The following is a 16,064-nucleotide window of genomic DNA, read 5'->3' as shown; positions in this document are numbered from 1 at the left end:
CCGCTCGACGTGGACATCGCTGACCCGCACCCCGTAGACGGGCCCGCCGACGAAGCCGCAGCGGCCCGAGGCGAGGCCGCGCGAGCCGCACACCGCCTGGAGCTGGCGCGCGAACGCATCTCGGCCGCCCGCGGGCATGCCGGTGCGGGATCGGGCGGAGCCGGCCGGTCCGGCACCGCGTGGGGAGGGCTCGACGATGTCGACGACGAGGTGCGCCCCCTCCTGACACCGGCGGTCGACCGGATCTCGCGATTGTCGGCGATCGCCGCGGCGATGGCGGACGGAACGTGCTCTGATGAGTCCGCAACACGCGCCGCCCGGGAGATCGCCGCTGCTCAGCCCCATCGGCGACCGCGATGACCGGCGCGTTTCCGGAGGTCCCGCCGCCGGCGAGGGTACTCCGGCTGCTCGAGATGGCGGCCCGGGTAGTCAAGGCACGCGACGCTCTCGCCACCGCGCGCGACGCCATGATGTCCTCCCCCACCCGCTCCCCCGCACTGTCCGCGCTGGCCGACGCCGTGGACGGCGAGGCGCGGGGGCTCGACGAGTTCCTGGCGGGGCTGTACCGAATGGTCGAACTCGCGGAGGATACGTGGGACGACCTGGACGGACCTGATCCGCTGCCCGAACCGGAGCGTGGGCGGCTGCGGAACGCGTTGGACAGGGCGGTCGCCAACGTCGTCGTCGACATCGGGCGACTCACTAGGCCGGGCGACACGGGCGTCGCGCTCGGCGCGCTGACCGACGAGTCGGAGGCGGAGGGCCTGGACACCCGTGCCACTGTCGCCGCATGGGCCGGAGCCGGCCCGGACGAGGTGTACGCGCAGGTCGAACATCTGTCCACCGCGGACCGGCGACTCCTGGCGTTGGCCGAGCCGGAGGTCGTGGGCGGGACCTACGGCGTGCCGTGGGCGGTGCGCGCCCGCGCCAACGCGGTGTCCGTTCGGCGGGCGCTGCACCGTGAGCAGCTGGCCGGGACCCCCTGGAGCCCGAGGATCGGCAGGTTGGAGACCATGGCTCGCCGTGACGGGCGCCGGCGGCGATTGTTCGTGGCGTTCTCTGCGGCCCGCGGCGGGCGGATGATCGAGGTGGTGGGCGATCCTGGTCCGGACACCGAGGCCGTGGCGGTCTACGTCCCGGGGACGGGCAGCAACCTGGACATGTCCCACGTCAACACGGATGTCGCCGTGGACTTGGTCGAGGCCGGCGGGGGGCGCCTGGTCGTGGCGGTGTTCCTCGACGGTGAGTTCCCGCAGGACATCATGGCCGACGCCGGGAAGCCGCGGTTCGCGGAGACCATGGCCCCGCGTCTGGTGCGGTTCTGCCGTGAGGTGGACCGGGTGGTAGAGATCGACTGCCCGGGCGCGGCACTGACGGTGGTGGGCCACTCCTACGGTGGGCGCATCGTCGGTACCGCGGAACGTCTGGGGCTGCGCGCCGACCGGGTGGTGTACGCCGAGTCTCCGGATCTCGGGGTGGGGGTTTCCGGACCGGCGGACTGGCGCGCACCGGGCCCGGTGCTCCGCTACTCCTTCACCGCGCCCGGCGATCCGGTCGAGCTCCTGCAGGTGCGGGCGGGGTTGCGGCGACCGTGGTCGACCTCGGATCTCGGGGACGGCGCGGTCCGCCTCGATACCGGCTACTTCGCGGATGGCTCCCCCGTCTACGGCACCCGCGGGCACGGCGGCGTATTCGACCGTGACTGCGGGGCGTTCCACGCGATGCTCACCGTGATACTGGGCGGTTCGGCGCCGCTGTGGCGAGACAGGGAGATCCGGGCCCGACACACCGCTTCCCATCGCCGTGACGACGGACGCTTCCTGCCGGCCCTGCTGCGGCACGCCGCGGGACTGTGGCTGCGCCGGCAAGACGAGCCCTACGGGAACGCCGAGGTGCACTGGGAGGCTCCACTGAAACTGACCTGGATCCCGCCGGGCAAGCACGCGACACTGGACGGGGTTGGCGTTAACCCCGGGGGTCGCTGATACTGGGGCTCATGGCTTCGCACGAATCTCGGTTTCCGCGCCCGTCCGCCACAGCCCTGGGGATGGGTGCGCTGGGCGTGGCGTCCGTCGGCTTGATCACGGCCGGCCTCTGGTACGACTCGCACCGTAGCGCCCAGGCTGTGGACCGCGCACGCGAGCAGGTGTCGACGGCGCAGACCTCCGGGGTGACCGTGGAGCCCGTGGCCGAGAAGACCACGACTTCCCCCGAGCCGACGACCGAAGAGTCGAGCGAGACCACCACGGAGGCCCCCCCAGACGGAGGCGCCGCAGACCGAAGAGCCGGAGCCCGTGGACGACGCGCCCACATCCGTTCCCGCCCCACGGATCGAGGCGGCGCAGCAGGCCCGTCAGGTGCCGGTGGCTCCGGTGGCTCCGGCGGCACCTCAGAACCCCGGCGCAGCAGTCGGAGGCGGCGCGGACGAGGGCCTGGGAGCGGGTGCCGGCGTGCAGGAGGACGCGTCCCCCGAAGGCCGGAACGACCGGAACGGCCAGAACGAGCTCGAGGTCGAGAGGCCCGGTAATGCGCCCCCGCCTGGCTTCCCCGACGTCCTGCGGCCTTTCCTACCGCAGCCCAGGGCTGCACAGTAGGCCTCCCGCGACCGGCCTCCAGGCTCCGGTGAAGCGGCGCCGTCAGTCGCGGAAGTATTCCACGGTTCGGGCCACGCCCTCGCTGATCGGCACCTTCGGCTCCCACCCCAGCACCTCGGCGGCGCGGAAAGCGTCCAGGGCCGATCGCGCGACATCCCCCAGCCGTGCGGGGGCGTACTCCGGGTCGTCCGCTGCACCCGCGGCCTGCGCGACCAGCGTATGAAGCCCGCGGTCTGAGGTCTCCACCCCGGTGCCTACGTTGAAGCGCAGTCCGGCGGCCTCGGGAACCCGCGCGGCGCGCACGAACGCGTCCACCACGTCGTCGACAAACACGTAGTCGCGGGTGTTGCCACCGTCGCCGAAGACGCGGGTGGGCTGACCGGCCAGAAGTCGCTGCGAGAAGATCGCTACCACCCCGGCCTCGCCGTGGGGATCCTGACGCGGGCCGTAGACGTTCGCCGGTGCCACGCCCGCCCACTCGATGCCGTACAGCCTGGAGAACATCTCGAGATAGATCTCCCCGGCCACCTTGCCCGCCGCGTAGGGACTGAGCGGATCCACCGGCTGGGACTCCGCGACGGGAAGCTCGGTGACAGGACCGTAGATCGAACCCCCGGAGGAGGTGAACACGATGCGCCGGACCCCCGCCCGGCGTGCCGCCTCGGCCAGACGCACGGTACCCACCACGTTGACCTGGGCGTCGTGGACCGGATCTTCCACCGACAGGCGCACGTCGATCTGTGCGGCCAGGTGGAAGATCACCTCGGGGCGAGCCTCGGCCACCAGGTCCCCGATAGCCGGGCTGGTCAGCCCGAGCTGGTGAAAGACGAACCTATTGCCGGCGCCGCGCGCGGACTCCAGGTTCTCCAGTCGACCCCGGGACAGGTCATCCACGACGGTCACCTCGTGGCCCTCTGCCAGCAGCCTGTCCACCAGGGTTGAGCCGATGAACCCGGCTCCCCCGGTCACCAGTGTCCGCATGTGTTCCCCTCCCGGCAGTCCGGCGTGTCCGCCGCGGCTCCCCCGTCGGGATGCCTCGGCCCAGGATACGACCCCTTGAGAATCTGAGTGGGTCAGCCCGGCCCGTACAGTGCGGTGGCGCGGGTCAACGGCGTGCGCCTGTCGGGCGGGAACGGCGAGTTCTCCAGGACCTGTGCGAGTTCGGAGTCGGTGAGCGCGGCGCGCACTGCGAAGATCCGGACCTGGGAGTCGCTGTAAACCTTGACCAACCCCGGGGTCGCGTCGAGCCGCAACAGATGCTCGTTGGGCTTCTGGAACCCCCAGTAGTTGGGCGGGCTGATGTACACGTACGTCACGCCCAACTCTTTGAGTGCCTCGTCGACCTTCGGGTCCGCGCCGGCCTTGTCCATGGTGGAGAAGAGGTATTCCGTGAGCGGGGTCGTGGTCCCGCCGGAGAGGTAGTGGCGGGCCGTGGACGGCAGCCCGTGGGTCGCGTACATCCAGCCCGAGCCCTCGTCGGGGTTGGTGTAGATCAGACCGGAGTAGGCCTGCGGTTGCTGTGCGAGCCACTCGAAGGCCCGCCGGTCATGCTGGTCGACCAGCCTGTCCCACCGCTGGTTGCTACCTGCCGCCACGGCGTACTCGGGTGAGGCCTGCACGACCCACGAGCCCACGCCCACGAGCGCGGCCAGGGCCACCGCGACCCGGGCCTGCACCACGCCGCGCCCGCCGGGGTCGGTGACGGGGTCGACGAGCCGGCCGAGCCACCCGGCCAGCGTCTGGACGGTCACGCCCACGCCCACGCCGACGGCGGCCGCCACGAGCACCGCCATGACCACCCCGATCCGGCGCGGGTCGTTGTAGTAGACGCTGCCGATTGCCCGCAGGGCGCCGCCGGTCCAGTTGCCGAACACGTTCATCGAGTTCACGCACACCACCAGCAACCCGCCCCACAGCAGGAGCGGCCAGAGCACGCGGCGACGCAGCAGACACAGCAGGCCCACCAGTGCGATCGAGAGCAGCACCCAGCGCACGCCGAAGTCCTGCGCGTGACGCACCTGCATAGCCGCGGCCTTGCCCCAGGTGGCAGCGCGGTCGGCGTCGATCTGGAACTCGAATGCCGAGATGTCGTCGGCCTCCTCCGAGACCGTGAGAACCTGCGGGAGCAGCGTGAGCACCCCGGCAGTCGCGATACCGGCCAACACCAGGAAGTCACGCAGGCGTCCCCGCACCGGACTCCACAGTGCGTCGAACAGCCACCAGAACAACACGATGAGCCCGGCCGTGACCATGGCCGAGGGGTGCACACCGCCGATGCCCACGAAGCCCAGCGCCGCGGCGGGGATCAGGCGACGGTCCGCGACGGCCGCCACCACCATGGCCGCGCTCAACCCCGCCAGACCGTTGGCCACCGCGGACGGGGTCGCCGCCACCATCACCTCGACGAACGGTAGTCCCGGGAACAGCGGCGTCGCCATCGCGGCGACCGCTGCCGAAGTGGCCACGACGGGCCGGGAGAACCGCCGGTGCGTCATGAGCCAGGCGAGCGCCGCCACGCCCAGCGGGAAGACCAGCGCCACACTGCCGATCTGTACAAGGTTGTACGCCTCCACCGCGCCGAGGCCTCGCAGAGCCATGACCAGGGCGGCGATCGAGTGCCAGGTGCTCGGGTAATAAAGGGTGGCGCCGTTCTCGGGATGGCGCAGCTCACCGGCGAGGTCCGGCGAGGCCAGTCCGATGTCGTGGATGAAGCGGATGTAGTTGGCGTGCCAGTGCGCATCCCATCCCTGGAAGATGTTCGCGGTGCCACCGGACGTGGCGGACAGCTCCGTGATGATCATCTGGCCGATGAGCCATGCGCTCACCACCACCGCCGTGGCGGGCAACAGCCACCAGTACCCGCGGGGGCCACGCTGATCCGCCGGCCGGTCGTCGTGACCTCGTCGTCGTCGTTGCCGGATCCAGTTCACCCCGGTGAGGAAGAGTCCCACCACGCCCACCACCGCGGCGGTGGCGGCCGTCGCCACCGCGTACCCGCCCAGCGACCACGGCACGCCGATCCGACCGTAGACGTAGCCGCCGATCGCCGCGATACCAAAGGACACGGGAATCGAGGTGGCCAGCGCCAGCCGCAGCGGCACCTGAGCGGCAGCACCGACGATCGCCCCCGGCACCACCAGCAGAGCTGTGAGTGTCAGCATGACCAGCGCGATGTCGATGACCCGTCTCCGTTTCTTCCCCTACAGATCTGTCCGCCCATTATGGGCCACCCGCCCCCGCTCCCTCACCGCGGCACGAGCACACCCACAGGTCCACTGCCGATACACAGGTCCGGCAGCCCCTCTCCGGGCGTAACAGTGACACCCGTCCCAGATCCCTCCACCCGCACGAACCTCGTGGACAGGCCGGCGGTCACGGGAACGTCGATCGTCTGGCCCTCGTCGAGCCGCACCGCCACGGTGCCGTCGGTCCCCGAGAAGTAGTTGAACTGAACTACCCAGTCGCGGCCGAGCAGGGGCCCGTCCAGCGCGATGCGCGTACCCCCGGCCGACACCCGGTGGCCGCATCCGGGTTCGGCGCCCTGCGGGATCATGCGGCCCGGAACCACGGCGGCCGGGTGCAGGCGGCCCATCTCGTCTACCGTCACGGGCTCGGTGGTCCACGCCCCGATCTCGGGGATATCAGAAACACCCGCGAGCAGCGACGACAGGCGGTTGGCCGGGTAGGTCACCGGCAGGAGCACCTCGAGGGGGACGTCGGCGTCAAGCATCGGTGCCCGGCGATCGTGCAGCGAGTCGAGGAGGGGGACGAGGTAGTCGCGAGAGGGCTGTTCCGCCCAGGCCGCGCGGTAGGTCACGGTGGAGTACGACGACGACACCACGACCAGCCCCACCAGACCCGCCAGGGCCCACCGCTCGAATCGGGCCGGGACCACCCAGGCGGGGGCTCGGCGGGGTGCCGGGTCCTCTCGTCCGGATGACTCCGGCGAATGCCGTCGCGGCGCGGCCAGCACCAGCCCGAGGGCCACGGCCAGCACCACCACCACATCCGGGTGATATCGGAGCGTCTGCACTATCTCGTTCGCGGTGTCGGGGCCGGCCCGCCCCATCAGGATCAGCGCCACGGAGACGAGGGGGTACACGGCCACCACCGCCCACACCGAACCTGTCCGTCGCCGGGTCGTCAGCGACCACGCCAGCACCAGAGCACACACGAGCGCCCCCGCCACGACCGCCGCGACGGGCGGGTCCGCCATCGGAGGGCCCGGGTGCCAGCGCTCCCACCGCCAGGGACCGCCCGCGAGGGTGGGGGCCACCGCGTGGCGGTAGGTCGCGTCGATCAGGCCCCACGGGCTCGGGCCCGGCATCCTGAGGCCGGGCGGGCCTGGCGTGGTGCCCGCGTTGTCCGGTCCGGCCCAGAGCTCCCCGCCGATGCGGCCCACCGTCAAGGCGAACACGGCGGCCCACGCCGCCAGCACCAGAGCCTGCGCTGCCCACATCCACCGGGTCCGCCGCCAGACACGGCCCCCGCTGTGCCCGCCGACGATGCCGTTTCTGCCGTCTCCGCGCCACGATGTCCACCACCAGCCCAGTAACGCCAGGGCCGAGACCACGGGGACCAGCACTGCCTTCTCGACGAAGACAAGCCCGACGACCGTGGCCGCCACCGCCGCCACCGCGTGACGGCGTCGCCCCGTCTGCGCGAGCCGGATCGTCGAGGCCACCGCCCACGCCATGGACGCCACCAGCGGGAGCGAGTTCAGGGCCGCCGACCACCACGTCGCGGCCGGCAGACCCAACGGGAGAACGAGCGCGACAACCAGTGGGAGCAGCAGGACCGGGCGTCCGCGCAGCAGCACCCAGAGCATCCTGACCACCGCGGCGCCCGCGATCAGCTGGAGCAACGCGATCTGCAGCAGCGGTATCCGGAAGTCCAGGGGCGCCGCGTGGGCCGCCAGCCAAATCAGGGCCATGCCGCCGGGCATGAGGTGTCCGTCGTGGTCGGACAGTAGATAACCGGCATCCGGCAGCGCCTGCGCCGCGGCTCGCCCGTGCAGGACGAGGTCATCCCAGTAGAACCAGCCTGCTCCGGCCACCCAGGTGCGCGCGGCCGTCGACGCCAGCACGACCAGCGCGCACAGTGCGATCAGCAGACGCGGACTCATCCGTGTCGCTGCCTGTGCGGGGTCTGCGCTGGGTTCGGCGGAGTTGTGGTGTGTGGCGGGCGGCATCGCGGGCCAGGTTAGCCGGGGACATACCGCGATGGAGAGGAGACATGCGCGTCAGCGGGGTTGTCGGAGCGTGCCGCTATGGTGCGGCTCATGAGTTCTCGGACTTCTCGCTCCATCGTCGCGGTCGTCGTGGGAGTGGTCGTGTTGGCCGTCGTGGGCAACTGCTCCGAATCGACCGACGAGCTGCTCGACCGGGTCGGCATGCCCTCAACCTCGCAGGTCGTGACGCACGAGCCCGTGCCGCCGGTCCCGCCCGCGCTGGGCTCCTCTTCGGATGCCGGTGTGCCGGTCGACCCGATGGTGCCCGTAGCGCGCGAACTGCTGCCGCAACTCGAGGTCAAGGGTCGGGCACCCAAGACGGGTTACGACCGCGACCTGTTCGGCCAGGCCTGGTCCGACGATGTGGGGGTCGAGTTCGGGCGCAACGGCTGCGATACGCGCAACGACATCCTCAAGCGGGACCTGCAGGAGCTCACATTTCGCCCCGGTACCCGGGATTGTGTGGTGTTGACCGGGGTGCTGAACGGCCCTTACACCGGTGAGCGGATCGAGTTCACGCGCGGACGGGACACCTCGACCAGAGTCCAGATAGACCACGTCGTGGCACTGTCGGACGCCTGGCAGAAGGGCGCCCAGCAGTTGACCGTGGACCAGCGGCGCGAGTTCGCCAACGACCCGCTCAATTTGCTGGCGGTGTCGGGGCGGGCCAATCAGCAGAAAGGCGACGGTGACACCGCCACCTGGCTACCGGCCAACAGGGCGTTTCGCTGCTCGTACGTCTCCCGGCAGGTTCTGGTCAAGGAACGGTACGGACTGTGGGTGACGCAGGCCGAGCGGGACGCGATGGACCGGATCCTGGCCGGCTGCTAGCGCGGGCGCCGGTGCCCGTCCGGGGTGGGCGCGGTCAGAACGGCTCGCGTCAGAAGTCGAACAGCCCGCCGCCGTCGCCGCCCAGGAAGCCACCGTCAAAGAACCCGCCGCCGTCGCCTCCACCCCCGTCGCCGCCCAGGAAACCGCCGTCGAAGAACCCGCCGCCGTCGCCTCCACCCATGTCGCCGCCCATGTCGCTGACATCAGCGCCGCCCTCGCCCAGTCCGGCTCCGAAGTCCTCGCCGGAGTAGCCGACGCCCGACATGCCCGCGAACATCATGTTGAACATCATCATCGAGCCCATCATCCACACGCCGGTGGACAGAGCGGATGCCCACCAGGGCTCGGAATACCAACCAGCGGGGACGGGCCTACCCGCCACGACGCCGCCCGGGTAATAGTGCGGGGTCTGGTCGCTCGGGCCGGTGGCCGCAGTCATGGGTCGTCCGTCCACGTCGACGGTGCGGTCCTCGGTCACACGGCCCGCGCGGTCCTGGCCGGGGGTCGTGGGCAACTCGGGGCCGGGGTCCAGTCCCATCGCCGAGCGGGCCGCACGCACGTAATACAGACCTTCGATGGCGGTGTCCTTGGCGAGCTGCGCCTGCACCGGGGTCCGCGCCCGCTCAAGCTCCGAGACGGCTGCGGTGTAGCGCTCCGAGGCATCCGCCATGGCTTGTTTGGAGGCGTCGTCGATGCCGTCGATGTTGAACACCTGGCCACCCAGCCGCTCGACCCACCGGGCCGCCTCCGCCCGGTGGTCCTCGAGGTGGCGGTTGTCGTGTGCCTGCAACTGGGTCTGGCCCTTGTTCTGACTGCGCGACACAACTGCGACGGCGATCGCGATCACTGCGGCGATGAGGAGGAATTCCACGGATCGACCTTTCTCGGTACTGACCCTCGAGCGTACCGAGGTCGCCGCACGGGGGCGGCCGGGCCGGATCGGCGGATTCGCCGTGTCTGGCTCAGCGAGCCCGCCCCCCGGTGACCGTGTCCAGCCATTTCGCGGGCGCCCCCTCGACGGAGGCGCCCTCCACGATCAGCGGCCACGCCCCGTCCATCGCTTCGGCCACGGCAACGTCGGCGAGTAGCCCCTCCCAGAACCCGGCGGAACCGAACTCGCCACGCCACTGCAGAGCGGGCAGGGTCAGTCGGTGCAACGCGTGTTCGTGGGTGGTGCCGATCGCACCGTGCACCTGATGGGCGTTGCCGACCGCCACCGCCAGCGCCTGAGACACGACGCTGCGAGCCACAGCGACCCGAAACCCGGACAGCGGCCCCTGGAGATCGGTGGCCAGAGCGTCGGCGACAGCCTGCTCGACCGCCGCCCGGGCCAGGACGGTCTCCGCAGCGATGTCCACCACGAGGTTCTGCACCGACTGGAACGCCGCCAACGCGCGACCGAACTGAGTGCGCTCGGTCGTGTGACGGATCGAGGCGTCGAGCATCCCTTCCGCCGCGCCCACGCACTGCACCGCTCGTGCCAACGCCCCGTGCAGGACCGCTGCCTCGACCGCGGCGCTGTCAACCCTCGTCCACTCCGCATCCACCGGTGGGGTCAGGTCCGCCACCGGAACAGCGGACACGCCACGAGCGGGTACGACGCCGGTTCCGCTGGTCGGCGCCTCTGTCACCTCGTATCCGCCGGCTGTAGCGGTGCGCACCTCGCCGTCGTCGTCGTCATCGTTGACGCGTCGAACGAACAGGACCGTATCGGTGGCTCCACCCCATGCCACCATGCGTGCATAGCCGTCCGGGCCCACCACCGCGAGGGTCGCCGTACCGGTGCAGGCGTCGTCGAGGCGCGCGGCGCGGCGGAGCGGCCCGACGACGAGGTCGGTCTCCGCATACGGCACCGCGACCCCCGACGCCGCCGAGATGCGGAGGAGTTCAGCCGCCTCCGCCCAGCCGGCGCCGCTGCCGCCCGCGGACTCGGGCGCGGTGAGTCGCCCCAGCCCCACGTCGTTCAGTGCCTTCCACACCCCGGCCGGGTCCGGCTCGACGTCCGGCCCCGACCAGGACGAGAGCACGTCCTCCATCATCGCGGTGAGGTCGGCGTCCACAGCCAGGTCCGCGGATCCCGGCTCGGCAGAGCGCGCAGCTGCTGGGCTCATCGCATCTCCAGTCCGCGGGCGATCACGCTGCGCAGGATCTCGTTGGTCCCGCCCCGGAGTGTGAAGCCGGGGCGCTGGTGGAGTCCGGCGCGGAGCAGGTCTGCCAGTTCTGCCGAGGCCGGGCCGGCTTCGGCGGTCGGGAACTCGTCGCCGAGCCGCGCGGAGACCGCGTCCACCAGATCCCCCTCGGTCGTCGTTCCGAGGAGTTTGACCAGAGCGGCGGCGGTGTCGGCGGGCTCGCCGCGCTGGAGGGCACCTGCGATGTTCTGGCTCAGCGAATGCAGTCCCGCCATGCGGGCGACCGAACGTCCCAGGTCCGCGCGCGGCGGCAGCGTCCCCTCGGCGGCGGCACCGATCTCGGCCGCGAACAAGCGGAACGAGGACAGGAACCGCTCCGGTCCACTGCGCTCGAAAGCCAGCTCCGAGTTAACCTGCTCCCAACCGTTGCCGGGAACGCCGAAGACCATGGTGTCGGGGACGAAAACCTGGTCCATCACCACCTCGTTGAAATGCTGGTCGCCGGACAGGGACACGATCGGACGGATCGTCACGCCCTCGCCACGCAGGTCCACGATGAACTGGGACAGGCCCGTGTGACGGTTCGAGACGTCCAGGGGTTCGGTCCGGCAGAGCGCGATGAACGCCTCCGCGTGCTGGGCTCCCGAGGTCCACACCTTGGTCCCGGTGATCGACCATCCCCCGTCGACCCGCATGCCCCTGGTGCGGACGCTCGCGAGGTCCGAGCCCGAGTCCGGTTCACTCATGCCGATCGCGAAACAGCAGTCGCCGGCGGCGATGCGGGGCAGGAAGTCCTGCTTCTGTTCCTTGGTGCCGTAACGCAGGAGCGACGGTGCGATCTGCCGGTCGGCCACCCACTGCGCGGCGACGGGAGCGCCCACCGCCAGCAGTTCCTCCGTCACCACGAAGCGTTCGAGGAAGGTCCGCCCGTGTCCGCCGTATTCGGTGGGGATGGTCATGCCCACCCATCCGCGGTCGGCCAGGCGGCGGGTGAAGCCCTCATCCCACCTGGTCAGCCACGTGTCGACCCAGGGGGTAAACCGACCGGCGGCGATCTCGGCATCAAGGAACCGGCGAACCTCATGCCGCAGTGCGTCCATCTGCGGCGAAGCCAATGTGGTCGGTGGGGCGAGCGCTGGCCTCATGGATGTCTCCTCTGTTGTGGCTGCATCAGGCGGGCCACCCCGACTCATGAGCCCGGACGAGACGGCCGCGCGTGGGTCAGCGTCCCGTGTACCGACCGGGGCGCTTCTCCCCGAATGCCTCGAGCGCCTCTCGATGATCCTCGGCGTGATGAGCCAGGGCCTGCATCGCCGCCGACATCTCGAGGAGCGATTCCAGCGACTGTTGCTGGGACTCGCGCAGTAGTTGCTTGGCCATCCGGACCGAGTGGGGCGGGTTCTTGGCCACCCGGCCCGCCAGGGTCCGCGCCGCCTCCATCAGGTTCTCCGGCTCGACAACCTGGTTGAGCAGACCCCACTCGGCGGCCAGCTCGGCGCTCACGCGGTCGCCGGTGAGGGCCATCTCCGCCGCGCGCGCCTGCCCGATCGCCTTGGTGAGCAGCCACGCTCCGCCGTCCCCCGGGATGATGCCCAGCTGGACGAAACTCTCGGCGAACCACGCCTTGGTCGAGGCGACCCGCAGGTCACACATCACCGCCAAGTCGCAGCCCGCCCCCACCGCCGGCCCGTTGACCGCAGCGATCACCGGCACCTCACAGTGGTAGAGCGCGCGCGGGATCCGCTGGATACCCTCGCGATAGGCGTTCCGTATCTCGTAAGGGCTACCGCCGAACATTCCGGACCTGTCGGCCATGTCCTTGACGTTGCCGCCCGCGGAAAACGCCGTGCCTGCACCCGTGAGAATCACCGCGCGCACGTCACGGTCCGCGTTGACCACCGCCACCTGCTCGCAGAGGGCGTCAATGACGGCCGGATCCGAGATCGGGTTGCGAGACTCGGGCAGATTCAGGGTCCAGGTCTCGATATGGTCGGCTCGCTCGACGAGTAGTGGCGCTGAAGTCATGGGGAGGGCTGCTTCCTGGTCGTGGGAACCGGTCCGCGAACTCGCTGCGTGCACCGCATCCCCCAACGTATCGAGGTGTTCTGCGCACCGTCAATGATCCACGATCTCCCCGCCAGGGGACCGAATCCGGCCGCCGTTCAACACGACTGAACCCCCGGCGGTGAAGCGCGGGGGTTCGGTGACGCATTTGGGGTCGTTCTGACATTCGTGGAGCCGCGTGTCGGAATCGAACCGACGACCTTTTCATTACGAGTGAAATGCTCTACCGACTGAGCTAACGCGGCGAGCCCTTGTGGGGCGAGGCAACTATATCCGACAGCGCCCGCGACAGAAAAACGCGCCCGCCTCAGCCGAGGGCTTCACGAATAGCGCCCACCATCGCCGCAACCGCGAACTTGGGCTTGATATTGACCTCGATCGCCGAGCGGCACTGCTGTACCGCCTCGATAGCCCTGAGGATCGACGCGGCCGGGTAGTGGCCCCCGAGGCGAGCCGATTCGTCGGACTTGTCCGGGTGAACCTGTGACACGTCGCGGGCACCGATGGCCGCCATGAGCGAGTCACGGTAGAACCCGGCCAGGTCCACCAGCGCCAGATCGAGCGAGTCACGGGTCGATCGCGTGCGGCGCGACTTCTGGGCCCGCTCCAGTTCCTTGACCGCCCCTGCCGCCCCACGCCCGGCCGAGGCGGTTCCCTTACCTGTGCCTCCCGCGCCGAGCGAGGTGCGCAGTTCATCCACTTCACGCTCGTCGGACTCGGTGTTGCGGGCCACCGCCTCCTGCTCCGCCGAACTGACCAGCCGATCAGCCAACGGGAAGGCCCGGCCAGGGTTGTGCATCACCATCGGCAACTGCAGCACCACCTCCCGGCGAGCCCGGGTGTCCTCGTCCGTGGCCAGCCACCGTGCGCGTCCCACATGGCCTGACGACACCGAGGCCGCCCACCGGGCCAGATCCGGGTCAATACCGGAGTCCGCGAGCAGGGCAGTTTCCACTGCGGTGGCGTCCGGCTGGCGCAGCGCGACATTCCTCGACCGCGACCGCAGGGTCACCATGATGTCCATGGGGTCGGTGGTGGGCGAACACAGCAGGAACACGGTGCGGCTGGGCGGCTCCTCGACCACCTTGAGCAAGGCATTGCCCGACTGCTCGGTGAGCCGGTCGGCCTCTTCCACAACCACGATCTGCCACCGCCCGGTAGCAGGCCTACTGGCCGCCCGGTGGATGGTCTCCTTGACGTCCTTGAGCAAGATGTTGACACCCTGCGGGGCCAGAAGGTGCACGTCGGCGTGCGTTCCCGCCAGCACCGTGTGACAGGCCCTGCACTCGCCACAGCCCACGATCTCTGGATTCTCGCACTGCAGGGCGGCCGCGAAACTCATCGCAGCGACACTGCGGCCGCTCCCGGGAGGGCCGGTGAACAACCACGCATGGACCATTCGAGCATCCGAGTCGTCCCACCCCCGGCCCTGAACCCGCAGCCGCGCCGACGTGGCAGCCGCCGTCAACTCGGCCACCACCTCGGCCTGGCCAGCCAACCGTTCGAACACCCCGGACATGGACCCACCTTATCCCCGCCCACCGACACACCTACGTCCCCGTGGCAGCGCCCGGGAACTAGGCTGGACCCGATGGAGCGATGGGTCAGACTGTTCAGGTGGCTATGGGTCACCCCCTGGCCCGTCTACGCCCTGACGATGGTGCAGGCCAACATCATCGGCGCCGTCTTCGTGTTCGCATTTCTACGCTTCGTCCTGCCGATGGACCGTTTCCTGGACCTCGAGTCCTTCCGCTTCATCAACCAGTACCTGTTCATCGGTTATCTGGTTCTGGCATTCGTCGGCGGCGTCATCGCTTCCACCCTTCTACTGCTGCCGGTCCTCCGGGTCGACCGGTCAGGCGAGGACTTCGGAGGATCGATACGCGAGCGAGCACTCCGCGTGCCGTTTGACCAGGCACTCATCTCCGGTGCGATGTGGCTGATCGGCACCCTGGTCTTTGTGGGTGTGAACGTGGGCCACTCCCCCAAACTCGCCCTGGTCGTAGGGGTGACCAGCGCTCTCGGCGGGACCACCACGTGTCTGATCTCGTACTTGCAGGCCGAGAGGATCATGCGGCCGATCACCGTCCGCGCACTGGCCAGCGGGGTCCCGGCCAATCGGAATGTCCCGGGCGTGCGTCGTCGCATCTTTTTGGGGTGGGCACTCACCACGATGATTCCTGTGGCGGGGATCCTGCTCATCCTTCTCGGCCACTGGTCCGGCTTGTTCGGCGACGATCCGGGGAACATCCTTGTGGCCCTGGCCGTGTTGGCGAGCGTCGCTGTGATCGCCGGCGCCATCGGAATGGGCCTGGTCTCGGACTCCATCGCCGATCCCGTCCGCGAGATGCAGGAAGGCGTCAGCCGGGTCAAGCGGGGCGACCTGGAGACCCGAGTGACGATCTACGACAGCTCCGAGATCGGTCGCCTGGCCCAGGGCTTCAACGAAATGGTGACCGGCCTCGAGGAACGGGCCGCGATCCAGGATCTATTCGGTCGCTACGTAGGCGAGGACGTGGCCCGTAACGCGCTCGAGCGAGGCACCGAGCTCGGCGGGCAGGAGCGGGAAGTCGCGGTGCTGTTCGTTGACCTCACCGGTTCCACGGAATTCGCGGCCACCAACGAGCCCGCAGAGGTCGTGGCGGTGTTGAACGAGTTCTTCCGGATAGCAGTGGAGGCCGTCGACTCCAACGGCGGCTACATAAACAAGTTTCAGGGTGACGCTCTGCTCGCCGTCTTCGGAGCCCCGATCGAGGTGGAGAACGAAGCCGGTCGAGCCCTGAGGGCGGCGCGGGTACTGCAGTCCAAGCTCGCAGATCTGTCCCCGCTCTCCGCGGGTATCGGCGTCTCGTACGGCACGGTGATCGCCGGCCACATCGGACACGCCAAACGGTTCGAGTACACCGTGATCGGCGATCCGGTCAATGAGGCCGCACGCCTGACCACCCTGGCCAAGATGGAGCAGGGGCACGTGTTGGCCTCCGCAGCCGCCATCCGACACGCGGACGCCCCGGAGGTCGCCAGGTGGGTGCTGGGACGCAGTGTGGAACTGCGGGGTCGCGGCATCATGACGCAACTCGCTCGGCCTCTGAGGCCTACGCTCGCCGATCGATGGCAGGCCGGGAAGGTCGCACTGCGGCCGGCCTCGGCGGACGACGTCACCGGCTGACGGACCCTGGGGCCTCACAGCTTCGCCGCGAAGAGGAATCCGTGCAC

The 16,064-nt window shown here is 69.9% G+C and carries 13 protein-coding genes and 1 tRNA gene; 5 read left to right on the top strand and 9 right to left on the bottom strand.

The features are described 5' to 3' along the window. The first annotated feature begins 9 nt into the window (after positions 1 to 9). From ON04_RS03140 to ON04_RS03125, 3 genes are all read left to right on the top strand, one after another. Positions 10 to 360 (top strand): hypothetical protein, encoded by a 351-nt coding sequence (locus tag ON04_RS03140; RefSeq protein ID WP_010540126.1) that lies wholly within the window; start codon positions 10 to 12, stop codon positions 358 to 360. Beyond that, positions 357 to 1,985: an alpha/beta hydrolase gene (locus tag ON04_RS03135; RefSeq protein ID WP_010540125.1), complete on the top strand. Its 1,629-nt coding sequence runs from the start codon at positions 357 to 359 to the stop codon at positions 1,983 to 1,985. The genes ON04_RS03140 and ON04_RS03135 overlap by 4 nt, the downstream gene beginning before the upstream one ends. Positions 1,986 to 2,294: 309 nt before the next feature. After that, complete coding sequence (locus ON04_RS03125) at positions 2,295 to 2,594, top strand: hypothetical protein (RefSeq protein ID WP_010540124.1); 300 nt, start codon at positions 2,295 to 2,297, stop codon at positions 2,592 to 2,594. Between the two features lie 42 nt (positions 2,595 to 2,636). On the opposite strand, the gene ON04_RS03120 is transcribed toward ON04_RS03125, so the two are convergent. From ON04_RS03120 to ON04_RS03110, 3 genes are all read right to left on the bottom strand, one after another. Further along, positions 2,637 to 3,575 (bottom strand): NAD-dependent epimerase/dehydratase family protein, encoded by a 939-nt coding sequence (locus tag ON04_RS03120; RefSeq protein ID WP_010540123.1) that lies wholly within the window; start codon positions 3,573 to 3,575, stop codon positions 2,637 to 2,639. Between the two features lie 92 nt (positions 3,576 to 3,667). Then, positions 3,668 to 5,755 carry a DUF6541 family protein gene (locus tag ON04_RS03115; RefSeq protein WP_010540122.1) on the bottom strand — a complete coding sequence of 696 codons (2,088 nt, stop codon included), beginning with the start codon at positions 5,753 to 5,755 and terminating at the stop codon, positions 3,668 to 3,670. Between the two features lie 83 nt (positions 5,756 to 5,838). Continuing rightward, entirely contained in the window at positions 5,839 to 7,785 is a 1,947-nt protein-coding gene (locus tag ON04_RS03110) for a hypothetical protein (RefSeq protein WP_033443997.1), read from the bottom strand. A gap of 90 nt (positions 7,786 to 7,875) precedes the next feature. Here ON04_RS03110 and ON04_RS03105 point away from each other — a divergent pair, with 90 nt between their 5' ends. After that, on the top strand, positions 7,876 to 8,655 hold the full coding sequence (locus ON04_RS03105; RefSeq protein WP_193350579.1) for an HNH endonuclease family protein: 780 nt from the start codon (positions 7,876 to 7,878) through the stop codon (positions 8,653 to 8,655). A gap of 49 nt (positions 8,656 to 8,704) precedes the next feature. On the opposite strand, the gene ON04_RS03100 is transcribed toward ON04_RS03105, so the two are convergent. From ON04_RS03100 to ON04_RS03075, 6 genes are all read right to left on the bottom strand, one after another. Then, positions 8,705 to 9,526 carry a hypothetical protein gene (locus tag ON04_RS03100; RefSeq protein ID WP_010540119.1) on the bottom strand — a complete coding sequence of 274 codons (822 nt, stop codon included), beginning with the start codon at positions 9,524 to 9,526 and terminating at the stop codon, positions 8,705 to 8,707. A gap of 91 nt (positions 9,527 to 9,617) precedes the next feature. Continuing rightward, positions 9,618 to 10,766, bottom strand: a complete 1,149-nt coding sequence (locus ON04_RS03095) for an acyl-CoA dehydrogenase family protein (protein ID WP_010540118.1) — start codon at positions 10,764 to 10,766, stop codon at positions 9,618 to 9,620. Beyond that, positions 10,763 to 11,929 (bottom strand): acyl-CoA dehydrogenase family protein, encoded by a 1,167-nt coding sequence (locus ON04_RS03090; protein ID WP_010540117.1) that lies wholly within the window; start codon positions 11,927 to 11,929, stop codon positions 10,763 to 10,765. Before ON04_RS03090 ends, ON04_RS03095 begins: the two co-directional genes overlap by 4 nt. Before the next feature lie 76 nt (positions 11,930 to 12,005). Continuing rightward, positions 12,006 to 12,809, bottom strand: coding sequence for a crotonase/enoyl-CoA hydratase family protein (locus tag ON04_RS03085; RefSeq protein WP_010540116.1), 804 nt, complete (start codon positions 12,807 to 12,809; stop codon positions 12,006 to 12,008). 208 nt (positions 12,810 to 13,017) lie between these two features. Continuing rightward, positions 13,018 to 13,093 (bottom strand) — tRNA-Thr (locus ON04_RS03080). A gap of 62 nt (positions 13,094 to 13,155) precedes the next feature. After that, positions 13,156 to 14,367: a DNA polymerase III subunit delta' gene (locus tag ON04_RS03075; protein WP_010540115.1), complete on the bottom strand. Its 1,212-nt coding sequence runs from the start codon at positions 14,365 to 14,367 to the stop codon at positions 13,156 to 13,158. A gap of 72 nt (positions 14,368 to 14,439) precedes the next feature. Here ON04_RS03075 and ON04_RS03070 point away from each other — a divergent pair, with 72 nt between their 5' ends. Continuing rightward, on the top strand, positions 14,440 to 16,017 hold the full coding sequence (locus ON04_RS03070) for an adenylate/guanylate cyclase domain-containing protein (protein WP_010540114.1): 1,578 nt from the start codon (positions 14,440 to 14,442) through the stop codon (positions 16,015 to 16,017). Positions 16,018 to 16,064 lie beyond the last annotated feature (47 nt).

Source organism: Dietzia alimentaria 72 (genome assembly GCF_000226215.1).
Taxonomy (GTDB): Bacteria; Actinomycetota; Actinomycetes; order Mycobacteriales; family Mycobacteriaceae; genus Dietzia; species Dietzia alimentaria.
The sequence above is the reverse complement of the archived record's forward strand: the minus strand, read 5'-3'. Positions and strand labels throughout refer to the sequence as shown.